The sequence below is a fragment of the Kitasatospora sp. NPDC058032 genome (assembly GCF_042885845.1).
Lineage (GTDB): Bacteria > Actinomycetota > Actinomycetes > Streptomycetales > Streptomycetaceae > Kitasatospora.
On the sequence record NZ_JBHVRK010000043.1, the window covers coordinates 1 to 22,796 of the forward strand.

The 22,796-nt window shown below is 73.9% G+C and carries 14 protein-coding genes and 1 pseudogene; 7 read left to right on the forward strand and 8 right to left on the reverse strand.

The window, feature by feature from the left end; all coding sequences use genetic code 11:
* Window positions 1–340 precede the first annotated feature (340 nt).
* The 4 genes from ACFVUH_RS35785 to ACFVUH_RS35800 form a co-directional block, all read right to left on the reverse strand.
* Window positions 341–1,057, reverse strand: a complete 717-nt coding sequence (locus ACFVUH_RS35785; protein ID WP_355370158.1) for a nucleoside/nucleotide kinase family protein — start codon at window positions 1,055–1,057, stop codon at window positions 341–343.
* A 13-nt stretch (window positions 1,058–1,070) separates the two neighbouring features.
* A complete protein-coding gene (locus tag ACFVUH_RS35790; RefSeq protein ID WP_387917736.1) occupies window positions 1,071–2,027 on the reverse strand; it encodes an LD-carboxypeptidase in 957 nt (318 codons plus the stop codon).
* A 92-nt stretch (window positions 2,028–2,119) separates the two neighbouring features.
* Window positions 2,120–3,124 (reverse strand): tryptophan--tRNA ligase, encoded by a 1,005-nt coding sequence (gene trpS, locus ACFVUH_RS35795; protein WP_387917762.1) that lies wholly within the window; start codon window positions 3,122–3,124, stop codon window positions 2,120–2,122.
* Window positions 3,125–3,433: 309 nt separating this feature from the next.
* Window positions 3,434–5,068: an APC family permease gene (locus tag ACFVUH_RS35800; RefSeq protein ID WP_387917738.1), complete on the reverse strand. Its 1,635-nt coding sequence runs from the start codon at window positions 5,066–5,068 to the stop codon at window positions 3,434–3,436.
* Between the two features lie 296 nt (window positions 5,069–5,364).
* On the opposite strand from ACFVUH_RS35800, the gene ACFVUH_RS35805 reads away from it, so the two are divergent.
* Both ACFVUH_RS35805 and ACFVUH_RS35810 read left to right on the forward strand, forming a co-directional pair.
* The gene (locus tag ACFVUH_RS35805; RefSeq protein ID WP_387917739.1) at window positions 5,365–6,495 is read left to right on the forward strand and encodes an ABC transporter substrate-binding protein; all 1,131 of its coding nucleotides are present in this window, start codon (window positions 5,365–5,367) and stop codon (window positions 6,493–6,495) included.
* Window positions 6,496–6,683: 188 nt separating this feature from the next.
* The gene (locus ACFVUH_RS35810) at window positions 6,684–7,697 is read left to right on the forward strand and encodes a hypothetical protein (RefSeq protein ID WP_387917740.1); all 1,014 of its coding nucleotides are present in this window, start codon (window positions 6,684–6,686) and stop codon (window positions 7,695–7,697) included.
* Window positions 7,698–7,712: 15 nt separating this feature from the next.
* Here the strand turns inward: ACFVUH_RS35810 and ACFVUH_RS35815 are convergent, their stop codons facing one another.
* Window positions 7,713–8,249, reverse strand: coding sequence for an NUDIX hydrolase (locus ACFVUH_RS35815; RefSeq protein WP_387917741.1), 537 nt, complete (start codon window positions 8,247–8,249; stop codon window positions 7,713–7,715).
* A gap of 190 nt (window positions 8,250–8,439) precedes the next feature.
* On the opposite strand from ACFVUH_RS35815, the gene ACFVUH_RS35820 reads away from it, so the two are divergent.
* Window positions 8,440–9,444: an ATP-grasp domain-containing protein gene (locus ACFVUH_RS35820; protein WP_387917742.1), complete on the forward strand. Its 1,005-nt coding sequence runs from the start codon at window positions 8,440–8,442 to the stop codon at window positions 9,442–9,444.
* A gap of 104 nt (window positions 9,445–9,548) precedes the next feature.
* Here ACFVUH_RS35820 and ACFVUH_RS35825 read toward each other — a convergent pair whose 3' ends face one another.
* Window positions 9,549–13,730: an ABC transporter ATP-binding protein gene (locus ACFVUH_RS35825; protein WP_387917743.1), complete on the reverse strand. Its 4,182-nt coding sequence runs from the start codon at window positions 13,728–13,730 to the stop codon at window positions 9,549–9,551.
* Window positions 13,731–14,036: 306 nt separating this feature from the next.
* Window positions 14,037–14,711, reverse strand: a complete 675-nt coding sequence (locus ACFVUH_RS35830; protein ID WP_387917745.1) for a TetR/AcrR family transcriptional regulator — start codon at window positions 14,709–14,711, stop codon at window positions 14,037–14,039.
* A 134-nt stretch (window positions 14,712–14,845) separates the two neighbouring features.
* Here ACFVUH_RS35830 and ACFVUH_RS35835 point away from each other — a divergent pair, with 134 nt between their 5' ends.
* From ACFVUH_RS35835 to ACFVUH_RS35850, 4 genes are all read left to right on the forward strand, one after another.
* On the forward strand, window positions 14,846–16,534 hold the full coding sequence (locus tag ACFVUH_RS35835; protein ID WP_387917746.1) for a carboxyl transferase domain-containing protein: 1,689 nt from the start codon (window positions 14,846–14,848) through the stop codon (window positions 16,532–16,534).
* Window positions 16,535–16,641: 107 nt separating this feature from the next.
* Window positions 16,642–18,942, forward strand: a complete 2,301-nt coding sequence (locus ACFVUH_RS35840) for a biotin carboxylase N-terminal domain-containing protein (protein ID WP_387917748.1) — start codon at window positions 16,642–16,644, stop codon at window positions 18,940–18,942.
* Entirely contained in the window at window positions 18,939–19,958 is a 1,020-nt protein-coding gene (locus ACFVUH_RS35845) for a hydroxymethylglutaryl-CoA lyase (protein ID WP_387917750.1), read from the forward strand. The genes ACFVUH_RS35840 and ACFVUH_RS35845 overlap by 4 nt, the downstream gene beginning before the upstream one ends.
* A gap of 142 nt (window positions 19,959–20,100) precedes the next feature.
* Complete coding sequence (locus ACFVUH_RS35850) at window positions 20,101–21,291, forward strand: acyl-CoA dehydrogenase family protein (protein ID WP_355370136.1); 1,191 nt, start codon at window positions 20,101–20,103, stop codon at window positions 21,289–21,291.
* Between the two features lie 265 nt (window positions 21,292–21,556).
* Here ACFVUH_RS35850 and ACFVUH_RS35855 read toward each other — a convergent pair.
* Window positions 21,557–21,991: pseudogene (locus tag ACFVUH_RS35855) on the reverse strand (universal stress protein); the annotation flags it as partial.
* Window positions 21,992–22,796 lie beyond the last annotated feature (805 nt).

Consider the following 22,796-nt stretch of genomic DNA (forward strand, 5'->3'; position numbering starts at 1 on the left):
GCCGCCTTCCAGCGGGCCCTCCGGGCGCTTCGTTCTTTCGTGTTTCCAGCTTACCAGATGTTTTCCGTGCCGTTCCCGGCGCTTCCTTCATCCAACTCGCTGGCGTCTTCTGCGGCTTGACGCCCCGTCCGACGTTTCAAACTCTAACCGATCCCCGCTCCGAAAAGCGAATCCGGCCGCAATCCCTAAAACAGGCACACCAAATAAACCCTGAGCCGGAACGCGTCGAAACAGATAACGACACGCCTCGGCCCGTAACCGGGAAGAGGTGGTGTTTCAGAGGATTGGCCGCCCCGGGACCGTCCGCGCCGATGCGTGTCCGGTGCTCCCTGCCGAGCGACTAGAGAACACTACGCCCATTCGGGGGCTGAGGCAAACGGCCTACTCGGACGGTCCGGGTGCAGAGCGCGCGGCCGGCCTTCACGTACTCACCGTTGGGGTGGTCGTTGCCGGTGACCCAGTGGCGGGCGGTGGCCTCGTCGCGGCCGCCGGCGCGGTGGCGGCCGAGGAGACGGGCCTCGCGGACCGCGTCGTCCGTCTCCACGTACCAGAGTTCGCGCAGCAGGCGCCGGGCCTCCGGCCAGGGGTGGTCGGCGGCAGCGAGGTAGTTGCCCTCGGTGATGACGAGTCGGGCGTGCGGGTGGACCACGTGCCGGGCGGCCACCGGCTCGTCGAGGTCGCGGTCGAAGTCGGGGACATAGATGTCCTGGAAGCGGTCGGTGGCGACCCGGCGCAGCAGGGCGACGTAGCCGTGCGCGTCGAAGGTGGCGGGTGCGCCCTTGCGGTGGCCGAGGCCGAGGCGGTCGAGCTGGGCGGCGGAGAGGTGGAAGCCGTCCAGCGGGAGGTAGGCGGCGCTGCCCGGGCCCTCGTGGCGCTCGACCTCGGCGACGAGGTGCCGGGCCAGGGTGGACTTGCCCGCGCCGGGCGGGCCGGCGAGTCCGAGGATGGTGCGGGCGTTGCTGCCGGGGCCTCGCAGCAGGCCGCGGGCGAGGGCCGCGAGGCTGTCCGCGTCGAGCCCGGCCACGCCGGAGGTCCCGGTGGGGCGGTCCGCGTTCATGGGCGAACCCTACTCAGCGTTCGGCGAGGGCGGGCAGGTCCAGGGTGAGGGTGCCGGCGTCGGCGTCGAGCAGGGCGGGGAGGCCGAGCGGGACGGTCAGGGTGGACGGGCCGTGGCCGAAGCCCAGTTCCCAGATGATCGGTATGCCGAGCGGTCCGAGGCGGTCGAGCATGACGTCCCGGACCCGGTCGAGCGGGCCGCAGCCCTCCCAGGAGCCGAGGGCGATGCCGGTGACGCCGTCGAAGGCGCCGGAGCGCAGGAGCTGGGTGAGGAGCCGGTCGAGCTGGTAGGGGTGCTCGTTGACGTCCTCCAGGACCAGGAGGTGTCCGGCGTAGGAGGGGCGGGCGGCGGGGGTGCCGCGTTCGGCGGCGAGGACGTGGGTGCAGCCGCCGGCGGTGATGCCGCGGGCCCGGCCGGGGACGAGGGCGGTGGCGGTGGCCGAGGTGAGGACGGTCGTGGCGGCGGGTTCGAAGAGGGTGCGGCGCAGGTGTTCGGCGGTGGGGCCGTCCTCCAGGAAGGTGGCCGTGGCGCTCATCGGTCCGTAGAGGGTGGCGACGCCGAGGCGCTGGGCGAAGGCCTCGTGCAGGGAGGAGACGTCGCTGTAGCCGATCAGCACCTTGGGCGGGACGGCGCGCAGGGCGTTCCAGTCGAGGAGGTCGACCATGCGGTGCACGCCGTAGCCGCCGCGGGCGCACATGACGGCGTCGACGGTGGGGTCGAGCCAGGCGGTCTGGAGGTCGGCGGCGCGGTCGGCGTCGGTGCCGGCGAGGTGGCCGAGGACGGGGTGGGTGTCCAGGACGTGCGGGGCGACGGTGACGCGCAGTCCCCAGGAGCGCAGCAGGGCGGTGCCGGCGGCGAGCCGCCGGGGGTCGATGGGGCCGCTGGTGGCGACCACGGTGACGTGGTCCCCGGGGCGGAGGTGCGGCGGGCGGGTCAGTCCTCGGCCGGGGGTGGTCGGGTGCTGGTCCATGGCCGGGTTCCTTCCGGGGTGGGGCGGCGCGGGTCGGGGTGGTCCCGGGGCCGGCGCGGAACCGGCCCCGAGAGGTTATGCCCCTGACGCGTTCACAGCGATCCCATGACCTCGCGCACTTCGGCGAGGGTGGCGTCGGCGATCGCGTTGGCGCGTTCGGAGCCGGCGCGCAGGACCTCGCGGAGGTGGCCGCGGTCGGCCGCGAGTTCGGCGCGGCGGGCGCGGATCGGGCGGAAGTACTCGTTGACGGCCTCGGTGACGGTGCGCTTGAGCGCGGCCGCGCCGCCGTCGCCGATCTCCTCGGCGACCTCCTCGGGGGTGCGGTCCTGGCAGAGGGCGGCGAGCAGGACGAGGTTGGAGACCTCGGGGCGGCCGACGGGGTCGTAGCCGATGCGGCGGTCGGTGTCGGTCCTGGCGCCCTTGAGGAGCCGCGCGGTGGTGTCCTCGTCGGCGGCGAGCGGGATGGAGTTGCCGCGGCTCTTGCTCATCTTGCCGCCGTCGGTGCCGAGCAGCAGCGGGGCGGCGCCCAGCAGGGCCCGGGGGCGGGGGAAGACGGTGGTGCCGTCGGGGTGCGGGTAGCGCTCGTTGAACCGGCGGGCGACGGTGCGGGCGACCTCCAGGTGGGGCAGCTGGTCCTTGCCGACGGGGACCAGGTCGGCCTTGCAGAAGAGGATGTCGGCGGCCTGGTGGACGGGGTAGGTGAGCATCAGTCCGTTGACGGCGGCCTGGCTGGAGTGGGCGATCTCGTCCTTGACGGTGGGGTTGCGGTGGAGTTCGGCGACGCTGACCAGGCTGAGGAAGGGCAGCAGCAGCTGGTTGAGGGCGGGGACCGAGCTGTGGGTGAAGATCGTGGCGCGCTCGGCGTCGATGCCGGTGGCGAGGTAGTCGAGGACGAGGTTCTCGGTGTGCTCGGCGAGGCGGTCGGCGAGGTCCCGGTCGGTGATGACCTGGTAGTCGGGGATGACCAGGAACATCTCGACGCCCAGGCGCTGGAGGCGGACCCGGTTGCGGAGGCTGCCGAAGTAGTGGCCGAGGTGGAGCGGGCCGGTGGGGCGGTCTCCGGTGAGGACGCGGTGGGCGCCTGGGTCGGTGCGGATGCTCGCGTCGAGATCGGCGAGGTCGGCAAGGCCCGCGGACTCCGTGGAGTGGTCGGCGGGGCCGGGCTGGTCGGCGACGGCGGTGGTCGTGGTCACGGGGTGTCTCTCCTCGGAACGGCGGTGGTGGCGGCCGTCCGGGGCTCGGGGCCCGTCCCGTCGGAGAAACGCAACAGGGCCGTCCATCCCGGACGGCCCTGGTCAGGCGTGGCTGGTGGCCGTCCTAGGACGGCCACCAGCTGAGACCTGCGAAGCGCTTCATGGGTTCGAGGATAGCGGGTGCCCACCCGCCGTTCGACTCCTCGGTCGTGATCAGTCCTCGACGATGAGGGCGGGCGTGTCCTTGCGCAGCGTCTCGCCGCGGAAGAACGCGGGCCGGTAGAAGCCGTACACGACCATGAGGACCGCGCCGAGCAGCAGGATGCCGACGCCGATGACGAACACCGAGCCGATGCCGAACACGGTGCCGCTGCCGTAGTCCGGGTTCCAGGCGTCGGTGAGGGTCTGTAGGAAGACGCCGCTGAGCAGGATGCCGCCGAGCAGCGGGGCGATGCCCTTGACGACGAGGTCGCGCAGGCTGTCGCGGAGCGAGCGGCGGAAGTACCAGGCGCAGGCGAAGGCGGTCAGCGCGTAGTAGAAGCAGATCATCAGGCCGAGGGCCAGGATGGTGTCCTGGACGACGTTCTCGCTGATCACGCTCATGCCGACGTAGAAGGCGGCGGTGGCGATGCCGGCGGCGACGGTGGCGAAGCCGGGGGTGCGGTGGCGCGGGTGGACGGTGCCGAAGCGCGGCGGCACGGCCCGGTAGGCGCTCATCGCGAGCAGGGTGCGGGCGACCGGGATGAAGGTGGTCTGCAGGCTGGCGGCGGCGCTGGCGACGACGGCCACGAAGAGCAGGATGCTCCACGGGGAGCCGAGCACCGGGCGGGCCAGGGCGGAGAAGACGTTGTCGGCGGTGTCGGGGTTGCCGAGGCCGGTGCCGGTGGTGCCGACGCCGGCGAACATCTGGGCGGCGATGGCGACCAGCAGGTAGGAGCCGACCAGGGTGACCATCGAGATCATCGCGGCCCGGCCCGGGGTCTTGGCGCTGCCGCTGGTCTCCTCGTTCATGGTGAGGCAGGTGTCCCAGCCCCAGTACATGAAGATCGACAGGGAGAGACCGGCGGTGAACGCGCTGAACGAGCTCACTTCCAGCGGGTTGAGCCAGGAGGCGGAGAAGCCGATCGAGTGGGGCAGGTCGCCGGCGGCGGCCTTGGCGATGGCGATGCCGGAGAACAGCAGCAGGACGGCCAGTTGGAGGCCGACCAGGCTGTACTGGAACCACTTGGTGGCCGTCATGCCGCGATAGCTCATCGCGGTGGCGGCGGCGATCAGCACGACGACGGTGGCCAGGTGCACGGCCTTGTTGTCGTTGAGGTCGGCGACGGCGCCACTGCCGGTCATCTCGCCGAGCATGAGGTACAGGAAGTCGGTGGCCACCCCGGCGAGGTTGGACAGCACGATGATCGTGGCGACCGTCAGACCCCAGCCGGCCATCCAGCCGACCCGGGGACCGAACGCCTTGACCGTCCAGGTGAAGGACGTGCCGCAGTCCGGGAAGTCCTTGTTCAGCTCCTTGTACGCAAACGCGACGAGCAGCATCGGCAGGAAGCCGGCCAGGAAGACCGCGGGCATCTGGACGCCGACCGCGGTGACGGTCGGACCCAGGGTCGCGGTCAGGCAGTAGACCGGGGCGACCGTGGAGACGCCCAGGACCACGCTGCTCAGCAGGCCGACGGAGTTGCCCCGTAGGCCCTTGTCCCCCGCTGCCCCCGTCGCCCCCGCCGCCCCCGCCGAAGCGGCGCCGGGGACTCCACCACTGGCGCCACTGACCGGGGCACCCTGCGGAGCGGCGGGCGCCGTTGCCCGGCCGCTGCTTCCGTGCTCTGAGAGCTGCTGATCAAACACCACCGCACCCTAGGTGCGGGTACTGAAGGTTGAGTAGGCCAACCTCGGGTGATCTGAACCACTCCCTTCGATTTACCCAGGAACGCTCAACCGTTGACCCGTGATGCATGGACTGTTAAGCCGTGTACCTTTATTTCGAAGGGTCGTTACCGAATTGATTTGTCGGAAGTGTTGTGGTTTGACACGATTCGGGACCCCGTTCCGCCCTCCTGGGCGGTGCGGCGGGGAGGCCGCGGAGGCCGTCGGATAGGTTTGCCTCACCTAACTTCGACGCCCCGTCCCTGAAGGAGTGCCGCGTGTCCCCCACCCCCGGCCGGCCGACCGACCCCCGCCCCACCCGCCGGAAGCTGCTCACCGCGGCCCTCACCGGCGGAGCCGTGCTCGGCATCGGCGGGCTGCTCACCGCCTGCGGCAGCTCGGGCGGCTCGGGCTCCGAGGGTTCGGACTCCGGCGCCTCCGGCTCCGGCGGCGGGACGGCCAAGCCCTCCGGCGGCTCCACGCCGGACCAGAAGTCGGTCAAGCAGGGCGGCGACGACTACGCCGCCGTGATCGAGAAGATGAAGGGCTTCGGCACCGACGCCGCGCCCGGCGTCTATCCCCGCACCGTCAAGCACGCGATGGGCGAGACCGTCGTCCCCGCCAAGCCCGTCCGGGTCGTGGTCCTCGACACCGGCGAGCTCGACAACGTCGTCTCGCTCGGCATCCAGCCGGTCGGCGTCGTCCACACCGACGGCTCCAAGACGATGCCGTCCTACCTCAAGGACAAGGCCGGCAACCCCGCCAACGTCGGCACCATCAACAGCCTCAACCTGGAGGCCATCGCCGCGCTCAAGCCCGACCTGATCCTCGGCAGCCAGCTGCGCGCCCAGGACCAGTACGAGCAGCTCTCCAAGATCGCGCCGACCGTCTTCTCGCTGCGCCCCGGCTACCCGTGGAAGCAGAACTTCCTGCTCAACGCGAGCCCGTTCGGCCTGGAGGCCGAGGCCAGGGCCCAGCTGGACGCCTATCAGACGGCCGCCGCGGCGATCGGGGCCACGCTCGGCGACAAGCGGCCGACCATCACGCCGCTGCGCTTCATGCCCGGCAAGACCCGGCTCTACGCGGAGCTGTCCTTCATCGGCACCATCCTCACCGACGCCCAGCTGCCGCAGCCCAAGATCGAGCAGGTCAAGGAACTCGCGGTGGAGATCAGCCCCGAGCAGATCGACAAGGCGGACGCCGACTGGGTCTTCTACGGCGTCTACGGCACGCCCAGCTCCACCAACCAGGACGCGGTGCTCGGCGGGGCCCTGTGGAAGACGCTCGGCGCGGTCAAGTCCGGACAGGCCCGGCCGGTCCCGGACGAGACCTGGTTCCTCGGCCTCGGCGTGGCCGCGGCCAACGTCGTCCTGGCCGACCTCAAGGGCTTCGTGGCGCCCGGCGCCTGACCGGCCCTGCCCCGGGGGCTGCTGGGCCACCGGGACGGCCAGGAGGGCTGGGACGGCTGGGGTTGTCGGGACGAACGGGACGAACGGGGCAGGACGGTGGCGTGGGGCGCACGAGGCGAAAAGCCGCTTGGAGGAGATCGCCCGGTGCGGGAGGATCGACGGCACCGAACCGTGAAGGGCCCGTGCCAATGACCACGCTCGACCAGACCGCCGCCGACCGGTCCCCGTCGGCCCCCGCCGCCGCGATCACGCCGTCGGCACCCGTCCGCCCGGACGGGGCCGGGAGCGCCGCACCGGCGGACGGCGCGAGCCGTTGCTCGATCGCGGCGGCGGCGGCCGAAGGCTGGACGGGTGGCTCCGTGCCCAGGCCGCGCGGCGGCGGCCGGTCCGGTGGGGCTGCCGGGTCGGACGGGTCGGACTGGTCGGACGGCGCTGCAGGGGACGTGGCCGGGCCGGAGCGCGCGGACGGCGGTGACGGTCGCGGCGAGGGCTTCGTCCGGCTCCAGCAGCCGCCGGCCGCCCGGGACCGGAGCGTCCCCGTCCTGCGGGCGGCCCAGGAGGAGCTGCGCACCGTCGCCACCCGGCGACCGGCACCGTCGCGGCGGCTGCGCCGGATGCACCCTCAGGCGGCCGGGCCCCTCCAGCCGGACACCACGCGCTCCGGCCCGGCGCCGACGGCGAACGTGCCGTCCGTTCCCGGGCCGCGCACCGGTGACGACCGGGCCGGGGCGGAGACCGGGACCGCCACCGGGGCCGCCACCGTCAGCGGGACCGATGGCGCCGCGCGGTCGGTGACGGGCGCCGAGGCGCCGCTGGGCGTCCTGATCAGCGGTACCCCGCACCAGCCGGAGGCCGTGGGACGCTTCGGACCCACGGGGCTGCCCGCGCGGGCGGAAGAACGGCCCGCCGTCCGGGCCGCCGCCGAACTCGTCCGGCTCGGCAGGGGGACCTGTCTGGTGGTGTTGCCCGCCTGGCGGCCCGCGATCGCCGTGTCGGTGCCGACCGAGCGCCTGCTGAGCGCCACCGGCCTCGCCTACGAGCGGCTGGCCGGGGCGCAGCTCTCCGTCGTGATCAACCCGGGTGCGCTGCACGACCGGGAGCTGGAGCTGCGGGACTGGCAGGCCGGCCCGCCCGGGCGGACGGGCCGGCGCGGCGGACGCCGGACGGGCCGGCCGGGCCCGGCGCGGGTCGGCCGGGCCTGAAACGGGCGGGCCGCTTCAGGAGCGGGCGGGCCGGGCGTTCGGGATGTAGCCGAGGTCGACGGGCTCGGGTGTGCGGCGCTCCGTGAGCCAGCCCTCGCGGACGGCCGACAACAGGTCGGGCAGCCGGGGAGGCCAGAGGGCGTCCGCGTTCGGGTCGGCGAGCTCCGCCGGGGTCCACCAGCGCCAGTCGAGGATCCGGTCGGCGGCGTGCATCGCGCTGACGTCGCCGACCGGGCCGCGGTGCGGGCCGCCGGCGAGGTAGATGTGCTCGTGCTGACGGACGGGTGTGCCGTGCCAGGTGAAGTCGTGTTCCCAGGTGCAGAGCAGCGGGCCGGGTTCGAGGTCGGACCAGCCGGTCTCCTCCCAGAGCTCGCGGCGCGCTCCCGTCCACGGTGTCTCGCCGGGCTCGATGCCGCCGCCCGGCATGGTCCAGTGCACGCCGACCTCGCTGTTGTCCGAGCGCAGGAGGAAGACGGAGCCCCCTTCGTCCAGGACGACTGTGCGGGCCGCCTGCCGAGGGGTCCTTCGCGCGTTGCGCCACAGGTTTCGCATCGGGTCACTCTCGCAGCGGGCGGCTCCGGCCGTCGAGCGGATTGCGGCGGGCGGGTCGGGGCAGGTCGGCGGGGCCGGCGGGACGGGCTGCCGGGCGGCTCGCCGGACAGGCCCGGCCGTCCGGGTCGGGGCCTGTGACGTCGGGGTTTTGACGGCCTGTCGACCCATCGGTGGCCTTACCCTGACGCCCATGCCCGCACCAGCCTTCCTCCTCCCCTCCCATCCGCTGGACCCGCGCCGGGTCGACCCGCAGTTCGCCTGGGAGGCCAGGCTGCTGCGTGACCTGGGCGGCGAGCAGCATCTGGTCGACCACGACGCACTGCTCGCGGGGGACGCCCATGCGGCCGTCCACCGCGTGCCGGCGGGGCGCGGGCCGTTCTGGTACCGGGGGTGGATGCTCCCCTCCCCCCGGTACACGGACTTCGCCGCCGCCCTGGCGGAACGCGGCGGGCAGCTGCTGACCAGCCCTCCCGGGTACGCCTCGGCGCATGAACTGCCGGGCTGGTACGAGGTGTTCGAAGGTGCCACCCCGCAGAGCGTCTGGCTGCCGGTGCCGGACGCCGGGACCGGGGCCGGGGCGGGAACGGTCGGAGCGGGAACGGTCGGAGCGGAGCGGTTGGCACCGGCCGTCGCCCGGCTCGGCGGGCAGGGGCCGGCGATCGTCAAGGACTATGTGAAGTCCCGCAAGGACGAGTGGGACGAAGCCTGCTACATCCCGGAGTTGGCGGATCTGCCGGCCGTCGAACGGGTGGTCGCGCGGTTCGTGGAGCTGCAGGCCGAACACCTGGCGGGCGGTGTGGTGCTGCGGCGGTTCGAGGAGTTCACCCGGGTGGGGTGGGACGCCCGTGGTCCCGCGTCCCCGTCCGACGACGGCTCCGAGGGTGCCGCGGACGGGAATCGGGACACGGGCCGGGACGGGCGGCGGCGGGCGGTGGAGGCCCGGGCGTGGTGGCTGGACGGCGAGCCGGTGCTGGTCGGGCCGCACCCGGACCTGCCCGGCTGCCCGGTCTCCCCCGACCTGTCCGTGGTCCGGCCGCTGGTGCGGGCGCTGGGCTGCCGGTTCGTCACCACCGACCTCGCCGAGCGCGCCGACGGCTCCGGCTGGCGGGTGGTCGAGGTCGGGGACGGGCAGGTGAGCGAGCTGCCTCGCGGGATCGACCCCTCGGGGCTGCTGATCGCACTGCTCGCGGCGTGACCGGGACGGCGTGACGGGGCGGCGGGCCCGTTTCCGGTGCCCACCGCCCCGCCGGACCGCTGTTCGGCCGGACCGCTGCTCGGCCGCTCGGCTGCTCGGTCCGGTTATCCGACGATCGCCTCCGAGGCCGGTACGGTCGCGACGCCACGGCCGTCGGCACCGCCGTGGTGACCCTCCGCCACGAACGCCTGCCAGAGCCGGGTGTACGCCCCGCCCCGGGCGAGCAGTTCGGCGTGCGTGCCGTCCTCGATCACCCGGCCGTGGTCCAGGACCACGACCCGGTCGGCGCGCTCGGCGGTGGTCAGCCGGTGGGCGATGACCAGCGTGGTGCGGCCGCCGCTGAGCCGGTCGGCGGCGTGGTTGACCGCCGCCTCGGTGGCCAGGTCGAGGGCCGCGGTGGCCTCGTCCAGCAGCAGGACGTCCGGATCGACCAGCTCCGCCCGGGCCAGCGCGATCAGCTGGCGCTGGCCCGCCGAGAGGTTCCGGCCCCGGCCCGCGACCTCGTGGTCGTAGCCGCCGGACAGCCGGACGATCATGTCGTGCGCGCCGACCGCCCGGGCCGCCGTCTCCACCTCGGCCGCCGAGGCGTCGGGCCGGCCGTAAGCGATCGCCTCGCGCACCGTCCCGGCGAACAGGTAGGCCTCCTGCGGCACCACGCCGAGCCGGTGGCGGTACTGCGCGAGGTCGTAGCGGGTCAGGTCCACGCCGTCGACCCGCACGGTGCCGGCGGTCGCGTCGTAGAACCGGGCGACCAGCTTGACCAGGGTGGACTTGCCGGCCCCGGTCTCGCCGACCAGCGCCACCGTCTGCCCTGCGGGGATCCGCAGGCTGACGTCGGTCAGGACGTCCGGGGAGCCGTCCGCGCCACCGTTGTAAGCGAAGCCGACGTGGTCGAACTCGATCTCGCCGCGCAGTCCGGCCGGGACGGGCACCGGGTCGGCGGCCGACGCGGTGCTGGTCGGGGTGCGCAGCAGCTCGCGGATCCGGCCCAGGCCCACCGCCGCCTGCTGGTAGCCGTCGAAGACCTGGGAGAGCTGGTTGACCGGCGCGAAGAACAGGTCGATGTAGAGCAGGTACGCCACCAGTGCGCCGACGGTGAGCGTCCCGGCCTCCACCCGCGAGGCGCCGACGATCAGCACCAGTGCGGCGGCCACGCTGGAGAGGAACTGCACGAACGGGAAGTACAGCGAGATGTAGAGCTGGGCGCGGACGCGGGCGTCCCGGTAGGCGATGCCGCGGGCGACGAAGCGGTCCGTATTGGTGTCCAGCCGGCGGAACGCCTGGACGATCCGCATGCCGGCCACGTTCTCCTGCAGGTCGGCGTTGACCGTGCTGATGAGGTCGCGGGAGATCTCGTACTGGGCCTTGGACTTCCGGCGGAACACCAGGGTCGCCACCACGAGCAGCGGCAGCACCGCGAAGACGGCCAGGGCGAGCCCGGCGTCGATCACCAGCAGGGCCCCGAAGATGCCGAGGAAGGTCAGCAGGCTGACCACGGCCGTGACCACGCCGGTCTGCAGGAAGGAGGTGAGCGAGTCCAGGTCGGTGGTCATCCGGGTCATGATCCGGCCGGACAGCTCGCGCTCGTAGTAGTCGAGGCCGAGCCGGTTGAGGTGGGCGAAGATCTTGAGCCGGAGCGAGTAGAGCACCCGCTCGCCGGTGCGGCCACTGACCCGGTTCTCGGCGCTCTGCACCAGCCAGTCCAGCAGGACGACCGCCAGGGCCGCGAGCGAGGCCACGGCGACGCCGGTCATGACGCCCTTGCTGACGCCGTCGTCGATGCCGTGCCGGATCAGGATCGGCAGGACCAGGGCGGCGCCCGCGTCCAGGGCGACCAGCACCAGCGCGAGGGCGAGCGGTGCGCGGAAGGGGCGCAGCAGGCGGCGGAGGCTGAAGTCGGCGTCGCCCCGCTCGGCCTCGGCGCGGGAGATGGCCGGGGTGTCGGCGGCCGGCGGGAGGGAGGCGACCTTGGCGAGGAGGTCGGGTGCGGCGGTGCGGGCCGCCTTGGCCAGGGCCGGGGTGGGCATCGCGGGGCGTGCGGGCGGCGCGGCGGCGGGGGCCGTCTCGGCCGGGTCCTTCGGCTGCGCCGGTTCGGTCGTGTCCGTCGGACGGATCGCGTTCGTCGGGGTGGTGCTGCCCGTCGGGTAGGCCGCGTCCGTCGGCTTCGGCGGGTCCGCCGGGGCCTTCGGGTTCTCGGGGTCCGCCGGGTTCGGTGCGGCGGGGACGCGGCCGGCCTCGGGGTCGGTGATCAGGGCCCGGTACCGGGGACATCGGGCTTCGAGTTCCTCGTGCGTGCCGAGGTCCAGCAGCCGGCCCTGGTCGAGGACGGCGATCCGGTCGGCCAGCTGGAGGGTGGAGCGGCGGTGGGCGATCAGCAGCGTGGTGCGGCCGGCCATGACCGAGCGCAGCGCGTCGTGGATCTCCGCCTCGATCTGCGGGTCGACGGCCGAGGTGGCGTCGTCGAGGAGCAGGATGCGGGGGTCGGTGAGGATCGCCCGGGCCAGCGCGATGCGCTGGCGCTGGCCGCCGGAGAGGGTGAGTCCCTGCTCGCCGACCTTGGTCTCGTAGCCGTCGGGCAGGGCCCGGACGAACCCGTCGGCCTGGGCGGCGCGGGCGGCGGCGACGACCTGCTCGTCGGTGGCGTCCGGTCGCCCGTAGGCGATGTTGGTGCGGACCGTCTCGGAGAAGAGGAAGCTCTCCTCGGGCACGATGCCGACGGCCGCCCGGACCGAGTCGAGGGTCAGGTCGCGCAGGTCGTGGCCGTAGAGGCGGACCGCGCCGGCCGCCGGGTCGTAGAACCGCGGCACCAGCTGCGCGACGGTGGACTTGCCCGAGCCGGACGCGCCGACCAGGGCCAGGGTCTCGCCGGGAGCGAGGCGCAGGCTGAGGCCGTGCAGGACGGGCGCCGGGTGCTCGGGGTCGTAGCGGAAGCCGACCCGGTCGAACTCCAGCGCGACCTCGGTGGTGAGCGGGCCGACCACGCGCGGGCCCGCGGCCCCGGTCACGGTGCCCGTCCCGGTCGCGGCGGGGGGCCCGGCCGTTGCGGGGCCCTCGGTGTCGGGGGCGGGGGCGGCCGCATCGGCGGTGGCGGCCGGCTCCCGGGTGAGGTCGAGGGTGATGGCGTCCGGACGCTCCTGGACCAGCGGGCGCTCGTCGATCAGCTGGAGCACGCGCTCGACACCGGCCCGGGCCTGCTGGCCGACCGTGATGACCATGGTCAGCATCCGGACCGGACCGGTCATCTGGGCGACGTAGGTGGAGAAGGCGACGAAGGTGCCGAGCGAGACCTGGCCGTCGACCGCCAGCCAGCCGCCGAAGGCCAGCACCGCCACCTGGGCGAGCGCGGGGATCGCCTGCATGGCGGGGTTGTAGCGGCTGTTGAGCCGGATCGAGCGGAGCCGGGCCGCGAAGAGGTGGCGCGAGGCCGACTCCAGCTTGTCCAGTTCCTGGGCCTCCTGGCCGAAGCCCTTGACCACCCGCACGCCGCCGATGGCCTCGTCCACCACGCCGGCGACGGCGGCGGCCTCCTGCTGAGCCGCCCAGGTGGCGGGGAAGAGCCGCTTGCGGCTGAGCGTCGAGACCCACCACAGCGCCGGGGCCATGACCAGGGCGACCAGGGTGAGCGGCGGCGAGAGCCAGATCATCACGCCGAGCGACATGGCGAACATGATCAGGTAGCCGGTCATCATGGGCAGCATCGAGAGCAGCCCGTTGACCAGTTGGAGGTCGGAGGTCGCACGGCCGACCACCTGGCCGGTGTCCAGGCGGTCCTGGCGGTGGCCGTCGAGCCGGCCGAGCGACCGGAAGAGGTCGGCGCGCAGGTCGTGCTGGACGTCGACGGCCAGCTGCCCGCCGTAGTAGCGGCGGACCTGGGTGCAGCCGAACACCACGGCGGCGGCCAGCAGCAGGACCACCGCCCACGGGGCGAGCGGGCGGGTGTGCGCGGTGATGACGTCGTCGATGATCACCTTGGTGACCAGGGGCACCAGGGCGGTGACGGCCATGCCGAGGAGCGAGGCGCCGAAGGCGAGCAGCACGCTGCGCCGGGAGCGCCAGCAGTAACCGAGCAGCCGTCGGAGCCAGCCCCGGCCGTCGGATTCGTCGGGGGCGTCGGGGCCGCCGCCTTCGCCACCGGTGGTGGTAGCGGTACGCGTGCCGGTGCCGGTGGCGGTCGTGGGGTCCGCGGACGGGCCCGGTCGGGCGTGCCCGTCCCCGGACCCGCCCGGGGTGTCGGTTCGGGTGCCGCTCGGGGAAAGCTCCACCGTAGATCCGTGAGTCTCAGGCATATTTAGGGATGCTAACCATTCCGTCGGGTGGCCGCCATGGAGTTTCAGGCCAGGGCGAGCCGGAGGTCCCGGCCCGACGGAGGGGGCAACAGCCCGCAACCTGCGGTGATTCCCGACGGGGCCGGAGCGGCGCGCCCACTACCAGGGTCACCGACCGGCCCGGAAACGCCCACCGCCCACCGGCGCAGGACGCCGACCTCCCTTGGTCCTAGGCCCTCGGGACGAGCCCGCACGGGCCCGGGCCCGCACCCTGCGGGCCGCCACCCCTCCCCCGGACGGCGCAACGTGACCCGGCGGGATCCGGGCTCAGACGCGCCCGGCCCCGGCGGCGGCCCCTGCGGTGTCGGCGGCGACGGCGTGGGCCGCCGCCGAGAAGGCCCCGTGCGCCAGGTCGTGCAGCAGCGCGGCCATCGCGTCACGCGGGAGTCCGGCCCGCTCGTCCCCGTGGGCGGGATTGGGGCCGTGGCTGTGCGGGGTGGAGTTGATCAGCCCGAAGACGGCGTGCACGGACGCCCGGGCGACCGGCTCGGCGGACGGGGCGGCGAGCGGCGGGTAGGCCTGGCGGACCACGTCGACCCAGAGCTCCACGTAGGCGCGCTGGAGACGGCGGACGGTCCGGCGGTCCTCCTCGCGGAGGTTGAGCAGCTCCCGGTCGTGCAGGGTGATCAGGTCGCGGTCGTCGAGCGCGAAGTCGACGTGGCCGCCGACCAGCGCGTCCAGCGCGGCGGCCGGGCCCTCGCTGCCGCCCGCCCGGCGCCGACCCTCCTCCAGCAGCCGCTCACTGATGCCGACGAGCAGGTCGGCGAGCATGGCGTCCTTGCCGGCGAAGTGCCGGTAGAGCGCGGGGCCGCTGATCCCCACCGCCTTGCCGATCTCGTCCACGCCGACGCCCAGGAAGCCCCGGGCCGCGAACAACCGGGCGGCCTCCTTGCGGATCTGGTCGCGGCGCGGGAGCCCGGAGGCGGGTGGAACATTCGGCATGCGGCCCATCGTAGACAGTGGGGTTATCGGTCGTTAACCTGGGCGGCGGAAGTTAACGTTCATTAACGTGTGGGGGTCGCGGGCTCACCAGCCCTTCCGGCCCACCTGCCGCCGAGGGCAAGGGAGCTCTTGGGATGGTCATCTCCACCGCCGGCGCGCCCACCGGCATCAACGGAAACGCCGCGGCCGGCACCCCTGGCGCCGCCGCACCGGCCCCGCGGCTGGGCACGGCCGCGGACCCCGGTTCCGAGGCGTACCGGACGAACACCGCCGCCCACCGGGCCCTGGTCGCCGAGCTGCGCGAGAAGCTCGACGCGGCCGCGCTCGGCGGCGGCGCCAAGGCCCGAGCCCGGCACACCGCGCGCGGCAAGCTGCTCCCCCGCGACCGGGTGGACACCCTGCTCGACCCGGCCTCCCCCTTCCTCGAACTGGCCCCGCTGGCGGCTGACGGGATGTACGACGGGGCCGCCCCGGCCGCCGGGGTGATCGCCGGCATCGGCCGGGTCGCCGGGCGCGAGGTGGTCGTGGTCGCCAACGACGCCACCGTCAAGGGCGGCACCTACTACCCGATGACGGTCAAGAAGCACCTGCGCGCCCAGGAGGTCGCGCTGGAGAACCGGCTCCCCTGCGTCTACCTGGTCGACTCCGGCGGCGCCTTCCTCCCGATGCAGGACGAGGTCTTCCCGGACCGCGACCACTTCGGCCGGATCTTCTACAACCAGGCCCGCCTGTCGGCCGCGGGCATCCCGCAGATCGCCGCCGTGCTCGGCTCCTGCACGGCCGGCGGCGCGTACGTCCCCGCGATGAGCGACCAGGCCGTGATCGTCCGCAACCAGGGCACCATCTTCCTCGGCGGGCCGCCGCTGGTGAAGGCGGCGACCGGTGAGGTGGTGACGGCCGAGGAGCTCGGCGGCGGCGACCTGCACTCCCGGACCTCCGGCGTCACGGACCACCTGGCCGAGGACGACGCCCACGCCCTGTCCATCGTCCGCACCATCGTCGCCGGGCTGGGCCCGCGCCCGGCCCGCCCGTGGCCGCTCGCCCCGGCCGAACCGCCGGCCGTCGACCCGGCCGGCCTGTACGGGGCCGTCCCGGTCGACCCGCGCACGCCCTACGACGTGCGCGAGGTGATCGCCCGGCTGGTCGACGGCAGCCGGTTCGCCGAGTTCAAGGCCGAGTACGGCGCGACCCTGGTGACCGGGTTCGCCCGGATCCACGGCCACCCCGTGGGCATCGTCGCCAACAACGGCGTGCTGTTCGCCGAGTCCGCCCTCAAGGGCGCCCACTTCATCGAGTTGTGCGACCAGCGGGGCATCCCCCTCCTCTTCCTGCAGAACATCACCGGGTTCATGGTCGGCCGGCAGTACGAGGCGGGCGGCATCGCCAAGCACGGCGCCAAGATGGTCAACGCCGTCGCCTGCACCCGCGTCCCGAAGCTGACGGTGGTGATCGGCGGCTCGTACGGAGCCGGCAACTACTCGATGTGCGGCCGGGCCTACTCACCCCGCTTCCTGTGGATGTGGCCGAACGCCAAGATCTCCGTGATGGGCGGCGAGCAGGCTGCGTCGGTGCTGGCCACCGTCCGCCGCGACCAGCTGGAGGCGCACGGCGAGCAGTGGCCCGCCGAGGCGGAGGAGGAGTTCAAGCGCCCCGTGCGCGAGCAGTACGAGCGCCAGGGCAACGCCTACTACGCCACCGCCCGGCTCTGGGACGACGGTGTGATCGACCCGCTGGACACCCGGACCGCGCTCGGCCTGGCGCTCACCGCCTGCGCCAACGCCCCGCTCCCGGCGCCCGGCCCGTTCGGCGTCTTCCGCATGTAGCCCCCGGGCGGCGGCCCACCGGCCCCGCCGCCTCCCCGGTGCCCGGCACCCACCCGGTGCCGCCACCTCCTTCGTACGGCTCCCCTCGACCCGGAGGAACGCCTCCCATGTTCGACACAGTTCTGGTCGCCAACCGCGGCGAGATCGCCGTCCGGGTGATCCGCACCCTGCGGCGGCTCGGTGTGCGCTCGGTCGCCGTGTTCAGCGACGCCGACGCCGACGCGCCGCACGTCCGCGAGGCCGACGTCGCGGTCCGGCTCGGCCCGGCCGACCGCAGCGACAGCTCCGCCGCCGAGACCTACCTGCGGACCGACCAGATCCTCGCCGCCGCCCGCCGGACCGGGGCCCAGGCCGTCCACCCCGGCTACGGCTTCCTCGCCGAGAACGCCTCCTTCGCCCGCGCCTGCGCCGACGCCGGCCTCGTCTTCATCGGACCTCCTCCCGCCGCGGTCGAGCTGATGGGTGACAAGATCAACGCCAAGGAGGCCGTCCGGGCCGCCGGCGTGCCGGTGGTTCCGGGCAGCCGGGCCACCGCGCCCACCGACGAGGAACTCGTCGCGGCCGCCGGGGAGATCGGCTACCCCGTGCTGCTCAAGCCGTCCGCCGGCGGCGGCGGCAAGGGCATGCGCCTGGTCCGTGACCCGGCCGACCTGCCGACCGAGATCGCCGCGGCCCGGCGCGTCGCCCGCACCGCCTTCGGCGACGACACCCTGCTGCTGGAGCGCTGGATCGACCGGCCGCGCCACATCGAGGTCCAGGTGCTGGCCGACGCCCACGGCACCACCGTCCACCTCGGCGAGCGCGAGTGCAGCCTGCAGCGCCGCCACCAGAAGCTGATCGAAGAGGCTCCCTCCGTCCTGCTCAATACCGAGACCCGCGCGGCGATGGGCGCCGCGGCCGTCCGTGCCGCCGAGTCCTGCGGCTACACCGGTGCCGGCACCGTGGAGTTCATCGTCCCCGGCGTCGACCCGGACTCCCCCGCCGACGACGAGGGCGTGCGCGACTTCTTCTTCATGGAGATGAACACCCGTCTCCAGGTGGAACACCCCGTCACCGAGCTCGCCGTCGCCGTGGCCGCGGCCGACACCGTCGGCACCGCCGGCCCCGCCACCAGCCCCGCCGCCGGCCGGCCCCGGCGGCTGGACCTGGTCGAGTGGCAGCTGCGGATCGCCGCCGACGAACCCCTCTCCTTCACCCAGTCCGACATCTCCTTCCAGGGCCACGCCATCGAGGCCCGGATCTGCGCCGAGGACCCGGAACGGGACTTCCTGCCCACCGGCGGACGCATCCTGCTCCTCGACGAACCGCGGGGCGAAGGCATCCGGGTGGACTCCGGAGTCGCCCCCGGGACCGTGATCACCAGCTCCTACGACCCCATGCTCGCCAAGGTCATCGCCTACGGACCCGACCGGCCGACCGCGCTGCGGCGCCTGCGCGCCGCGCTGGCCGACACCCGGATCCTCGGCGTCACCACCAACACCGGCTTCCTGCGACGGCTGCTCGCCCACCCGGAGGTCGCCGCCGGCCGGCTCGACACCGGCCTGGTCGAGCAGACGGCGCAACAGCAGCCCGGGCTGCTCGCCTCGCCGTACTCCCCGGCCGCCGTCGCCACGCCGCCCGCCGAGCCCTCCGACTCCCTGCCGCCGCAACCGCCGACGCCCGCCCACCTCCTCTACTACGCGGCCGCGCTCGCACGGCACCTGGACCTCACCCCGGCCGCCGACGCCGACGGCTGGACCGACCCGTTCTCCCTTCCCTCCGGCTGGCGCCTGGGCGGCGACCCCGCCTGGACCGCCCACCGACTCCGTACCCCCGGCCAGGACCCGGTGTCGGTGCGCATCCGATCGATCACTGCGGGCAACGTAGCCGACGCCACTGACAATCCGTCCGGCAGCACCCTGGAGGTCGAGATCCGGCTCGACTCCGGGCCGGTCCACCGGGCCCGGGCCGGCCGCTCCGGGGATCGCCTCCAGCTGACCGTCGACGGCCTGCGGACGAGCTTCGCGCTCGCCGCCGACGGCCCGACCGCACCCGCCACCGGCCCGGTGACCTGGCTCGGGATCGACGGCGACGCCTGGCCGGTGCACACCCACGACGCGGTCGGCGAGAGCGCCGGCGGCGCCGCCGCCCACCACGGGGCGCTGACCGCGCCGATGCCGGGCACCGTCACGGTCGTGAAGACCACGGCCGGGGAGGCGGTCCGCAAGGGCCAGCCCCTGCTCGTCCTGGAGGCCATGAAGATGGAACACGTGATCGCCGCCCCGCACGACGGCACGGTGAGCGAGCTGCGGGCCACCGCCGGCGCCACCGTGGCGATGGAGGAGCTGCTGGTCGTGGTCGCCCCCGCCGAGACCGTCCCGGCACCCGCGGACGCCCCGGCCGAGGCCCCCGAGGCGGTGCGGTCGTGACCGCCCCCGCGCCGAGAGACGCCGGCCCCGCCCGCGAACCGGACGCCCTCGACCTGGGCCTGCCGGCCCCGGTCCGCGCCCCCGGCCTGCCCGCCAAGGTGCGGATCCACGAGGTCGGCCCGCGCGACGGCCTGCAGAACGAGGGCACGCTCGTCCCCGTCGAGGTCAAGGCCGAGTTCATCGGCCGGCTCGCGGCCGCCGGTCTGCGCACCGTCGAGGCCACCAGCTTCGTTCACCCGAAATGGGTACCTCAGCTCGCCGACGCCGAGGAGCTGATGCCCCGGCTCGCCGACCTGCCGGACCGCCACCCGGGGCTGCGCCTGCCGGTGCTGGTGCCCAACGAGCGCGGCCTGGACCGCGCGCTGGCCCACCACGCCACCGACGTCGCGGTGTTCGCCAGCGCCACCGAGACCTTCGCCCGCCGCAACCTCAACCGCTCGGCGGACGAGGCGATGGCGATGTTCCGCCCCGTGGTGGAGCGGGCCGCGGCGGCCGGCGTCCCGGTCCGCGGCTATCTGTCGATGTGCTTCGGCGACCCCTGGGAGGGGCCGGTCCCGGTCGCCCGGGTGGTCCGCTCCGGGGTGCGGCTGCTGGAGATGGGCTGCGCCGAGCTCAGCCTCGGCGACACCATCGGCGTGGCCACCCCCGGCCAGGTCACCGCCCTGCTCGAAGGGTTCGCCGAGGCGGGGGTGCCGGTCGGCCGGCTCGCCGTGCACTTCCACGACACCTACGGCCAGGCGCTCAGCAACACGCTGGCGGCGCTGCGCTCCGGGGTCACCACCGTGGACGCCTCGGCCGGCGGGCTGGGCGGCTGCCCCTACGCCAAGAGCGCCACCGGCAACCTGGCCACCGAGGACCTGGTGTGGATGCTGCACGGACTCGGCATCCGGACCGGCGTCGACCTGCGCGCCCTGGTCGCCACCAGCGGCTGGATGGCGCGCCGGCTCGGCCGGCCGAGCCCCTCCCGCGCGGTCCAGGCCCTGCTCGGCACCACCCCCGCCGGATCACCGGACTGACCCGCACCGGCCGGCCCGCGCACCGGCCGGTCCCCTCGTACACGTCCGCTCATCACACCGCCCGCCCGGCACACCGGCACCGGCGGCCGTCGTCCCGACCACGCCCGCGCCCACCCGGCGGGGCCCCAGGAGGATCACCATCATGCTCGACCACCGGCTGAACACCGAGCACGAGGAACTGCGGCGCACCGTGGCCGAATTCGCCCAGGACGTGGTGGCGCCGAAGATCGGCGAGTACTACGAGCAGGGCGAGTTCCCCTACGAGATCGTGCGGGAGATGGGGCGGATGGGTCTGTTCGGCCTGCCGTTCCCGGAGGAGTACGGCGGCATGGGCGGCGACTACTTCGCGCTCTGCCTGGCGCTGGAGGAGCTGGCCCGGGTCGACTCCTCGGTCGCGATCACCCTCGAGGCGGCGGTCTCGCTCGGCGCGATGCCCGTCTACCGGTTCGGCACGGAGGAGCAGAAGCGCGAGTGGCTGCCCCGGCTGACCTCGGGCGAACTGCTCGGCGCGTTCGGCCTGACCGAGCCCGAGGGCGGCTCCGACGCCGGGGCGACCCGCACCACCGCGCGGTACGACGAGGCCACCGACGAGTGGGTGATCAACGGCACCAAGTGCTTCATCACCAACTCCGGTACCGACATCACCGGGCTGGTCACCGTCACCGCGCTCACCGAACCGATCGCTCGTTCGAGTGAAGAGGGCGAATTCTCCTCGCCCCGGCGGGAAATCTCCTCCATCATCGTGCCCACCGGGACCCCCGGGTTCCAGGTGTCGAAGAAGTACTCGAAGGTCGGATGGAACGCATCCGACACCCGCGAACTGTCCTTTACCGACTGCCGCGTCCCCGCGGCCAACCTGCTGGGCGAGCGAGGTCGCGGCTACGCCCAGTTCCTGCGGATCCTCGACGAGGGCCGCATCGCGATCGCCGCTCTGGCCACCGGCCTGGCCCAGGGTTGCGTCGACCAGTCCGTCTCGTACGCCGGTACGCGCCGCGCCTTCGGCCGCGCGATCGGCGCCAACCAGGCCATCCAGTTCAAGCTCGCCGACATGGAGATGCGCGCCCACACCGCCCGCCTCGCCTGGCGGGACGCCGCGTCCCGGCTGCTGCACTCGGAACCGTTCAAGAAGGAGGCTGCGATCGCCAAGCTGTACTCGTCGGAGGCCGCCGTCGACAACGCCCGCGAGGCGACCCAGATCCACGGTGGGTACGGCTTCATGAACGAATTCCCGGTCGCCCGCTTCTGGCGGGACTGCAAGATCCTGGAGATCGGCGAAGGCACCTCGGAGGTCCAGCGGATGCTCATCGCGCGAGAGCTCGGCATCGGCTCCTGAGGCTGTCGTAGGCCGGACCCGCACCGTCCGCCGGCCCGCTCGAACCGGCGGACGGTGCGGGGGGCCGGTCCGGGGGCGATCACCAGGGGCGTGGCAGCGGCAACGTTGGCGGCCACGCCTGGGACGGTGCCCGGGGCCATCCCAGGCGTGGGTGCCAACGGGGTTGGCGTCGCCACCGACCGCTGGGGTCGGACCGGGGCGCGGGCCGATCGTCAACTGGTGAATGCGGAGCAGCTGTTCGTCGGCACGGGCGCCGGACCGGCCGTCAGGGGATCACGATCACCGGGCGGTTGGCACGGCGGGCCAGGCGACCGGAGACCGAGCCGAAGATCTTGCCGAGCAGGCCGTGCGTGGTGCCGACCACGATCGCGTCGGCGGCGAACTCGCGGCCGACCTCCTCGATCTCGTGGCAGATGTCGCCGCCACGCTCGACCAGGATCCAGGGCACCCCGGCGAGGAAGTCCGCGCAGGCGAGCTCCAGGCCGAGCACCTCCGTCCGGTGGTCGGGGAGGTCGACGAAGACCGGCGGCTCGCAGCCGGCCCAGACGGTGGCGGGCAGGCGGTTGGCCACGTGCACGATCACCAGGCCGCACTGGGAGCGGCGGGCCATGCCCACCGCGTAGGCGAGGGCGCGCTCGCTGGACAGCGAGCCGTCGAAGCCCACCACCACGCCGTGCTGGAAGGCCGGGTCGCAGGGCTTGGCGGTCGCGTCGCGGACCGCCGGCTCGCCGGCCGCGCCGGGCGGACCGAAGGCGCTCGGACGTTCGGCGCCCGGTCCCGGCCGGCCCGTCACCGGGGGCTCCGGAGGAGCATCGGACCGCCGGTCGTCCCGCCGCTGGCGGGAGCCCGGTCCGGGACGGCCCCGGCGGGCGAGGTGGCGAAGCGGGTGGGTGAAACGGGCGTCCTCGCCCGGCTCCACCGGTCGGGAGGGCTCAGAACCAGCCATGGCACAAGGCTCTTCGAAGGAGATGGGCCGACAGGAGAGGACAACGCTGCCCGGGCGGCAGGCCCGCACACGGGAAGACGTCGGTCTGCGCCGAGCACCACCGTTTGTGACCTGTTCCTTTCAGAGTACGACGGGCCGGACACGCAGCCCAGCCGCGCGGCCTCGGGGGCGACACTCTTCCCACGAACGAGGGATGCGCGCACCGACTGCGGTGCGCCCCCACCCAGGCGCGAAGGCGCCCCTCCGGCGAAGGAGGTTCCCTGGAGCTTGACTGAGCGGACCGGGCCGCGCAACAGGCTTCGGGGACACCGTGACCGGACTGTCATGGATCGATGACGATCCGTTGCCGAGGGTCACCGGGCAGTGAGACGACCGGCGAGGCGACCGGCGGAGCGACCGGTCATCGGACGGAAGGGCGGTGAGCCGCGGGAGGACGGTGAGCAGTCGTGGGGGCGGTGGGGGCGGTGCGCCGCCGCTCCGGCACCCGTTTCAGCCAAGGGGCGCCGGTTCGGGACGCCGTCTGGCATTTGCCAGGTGCATAGGCGCGACCGCTGGCACC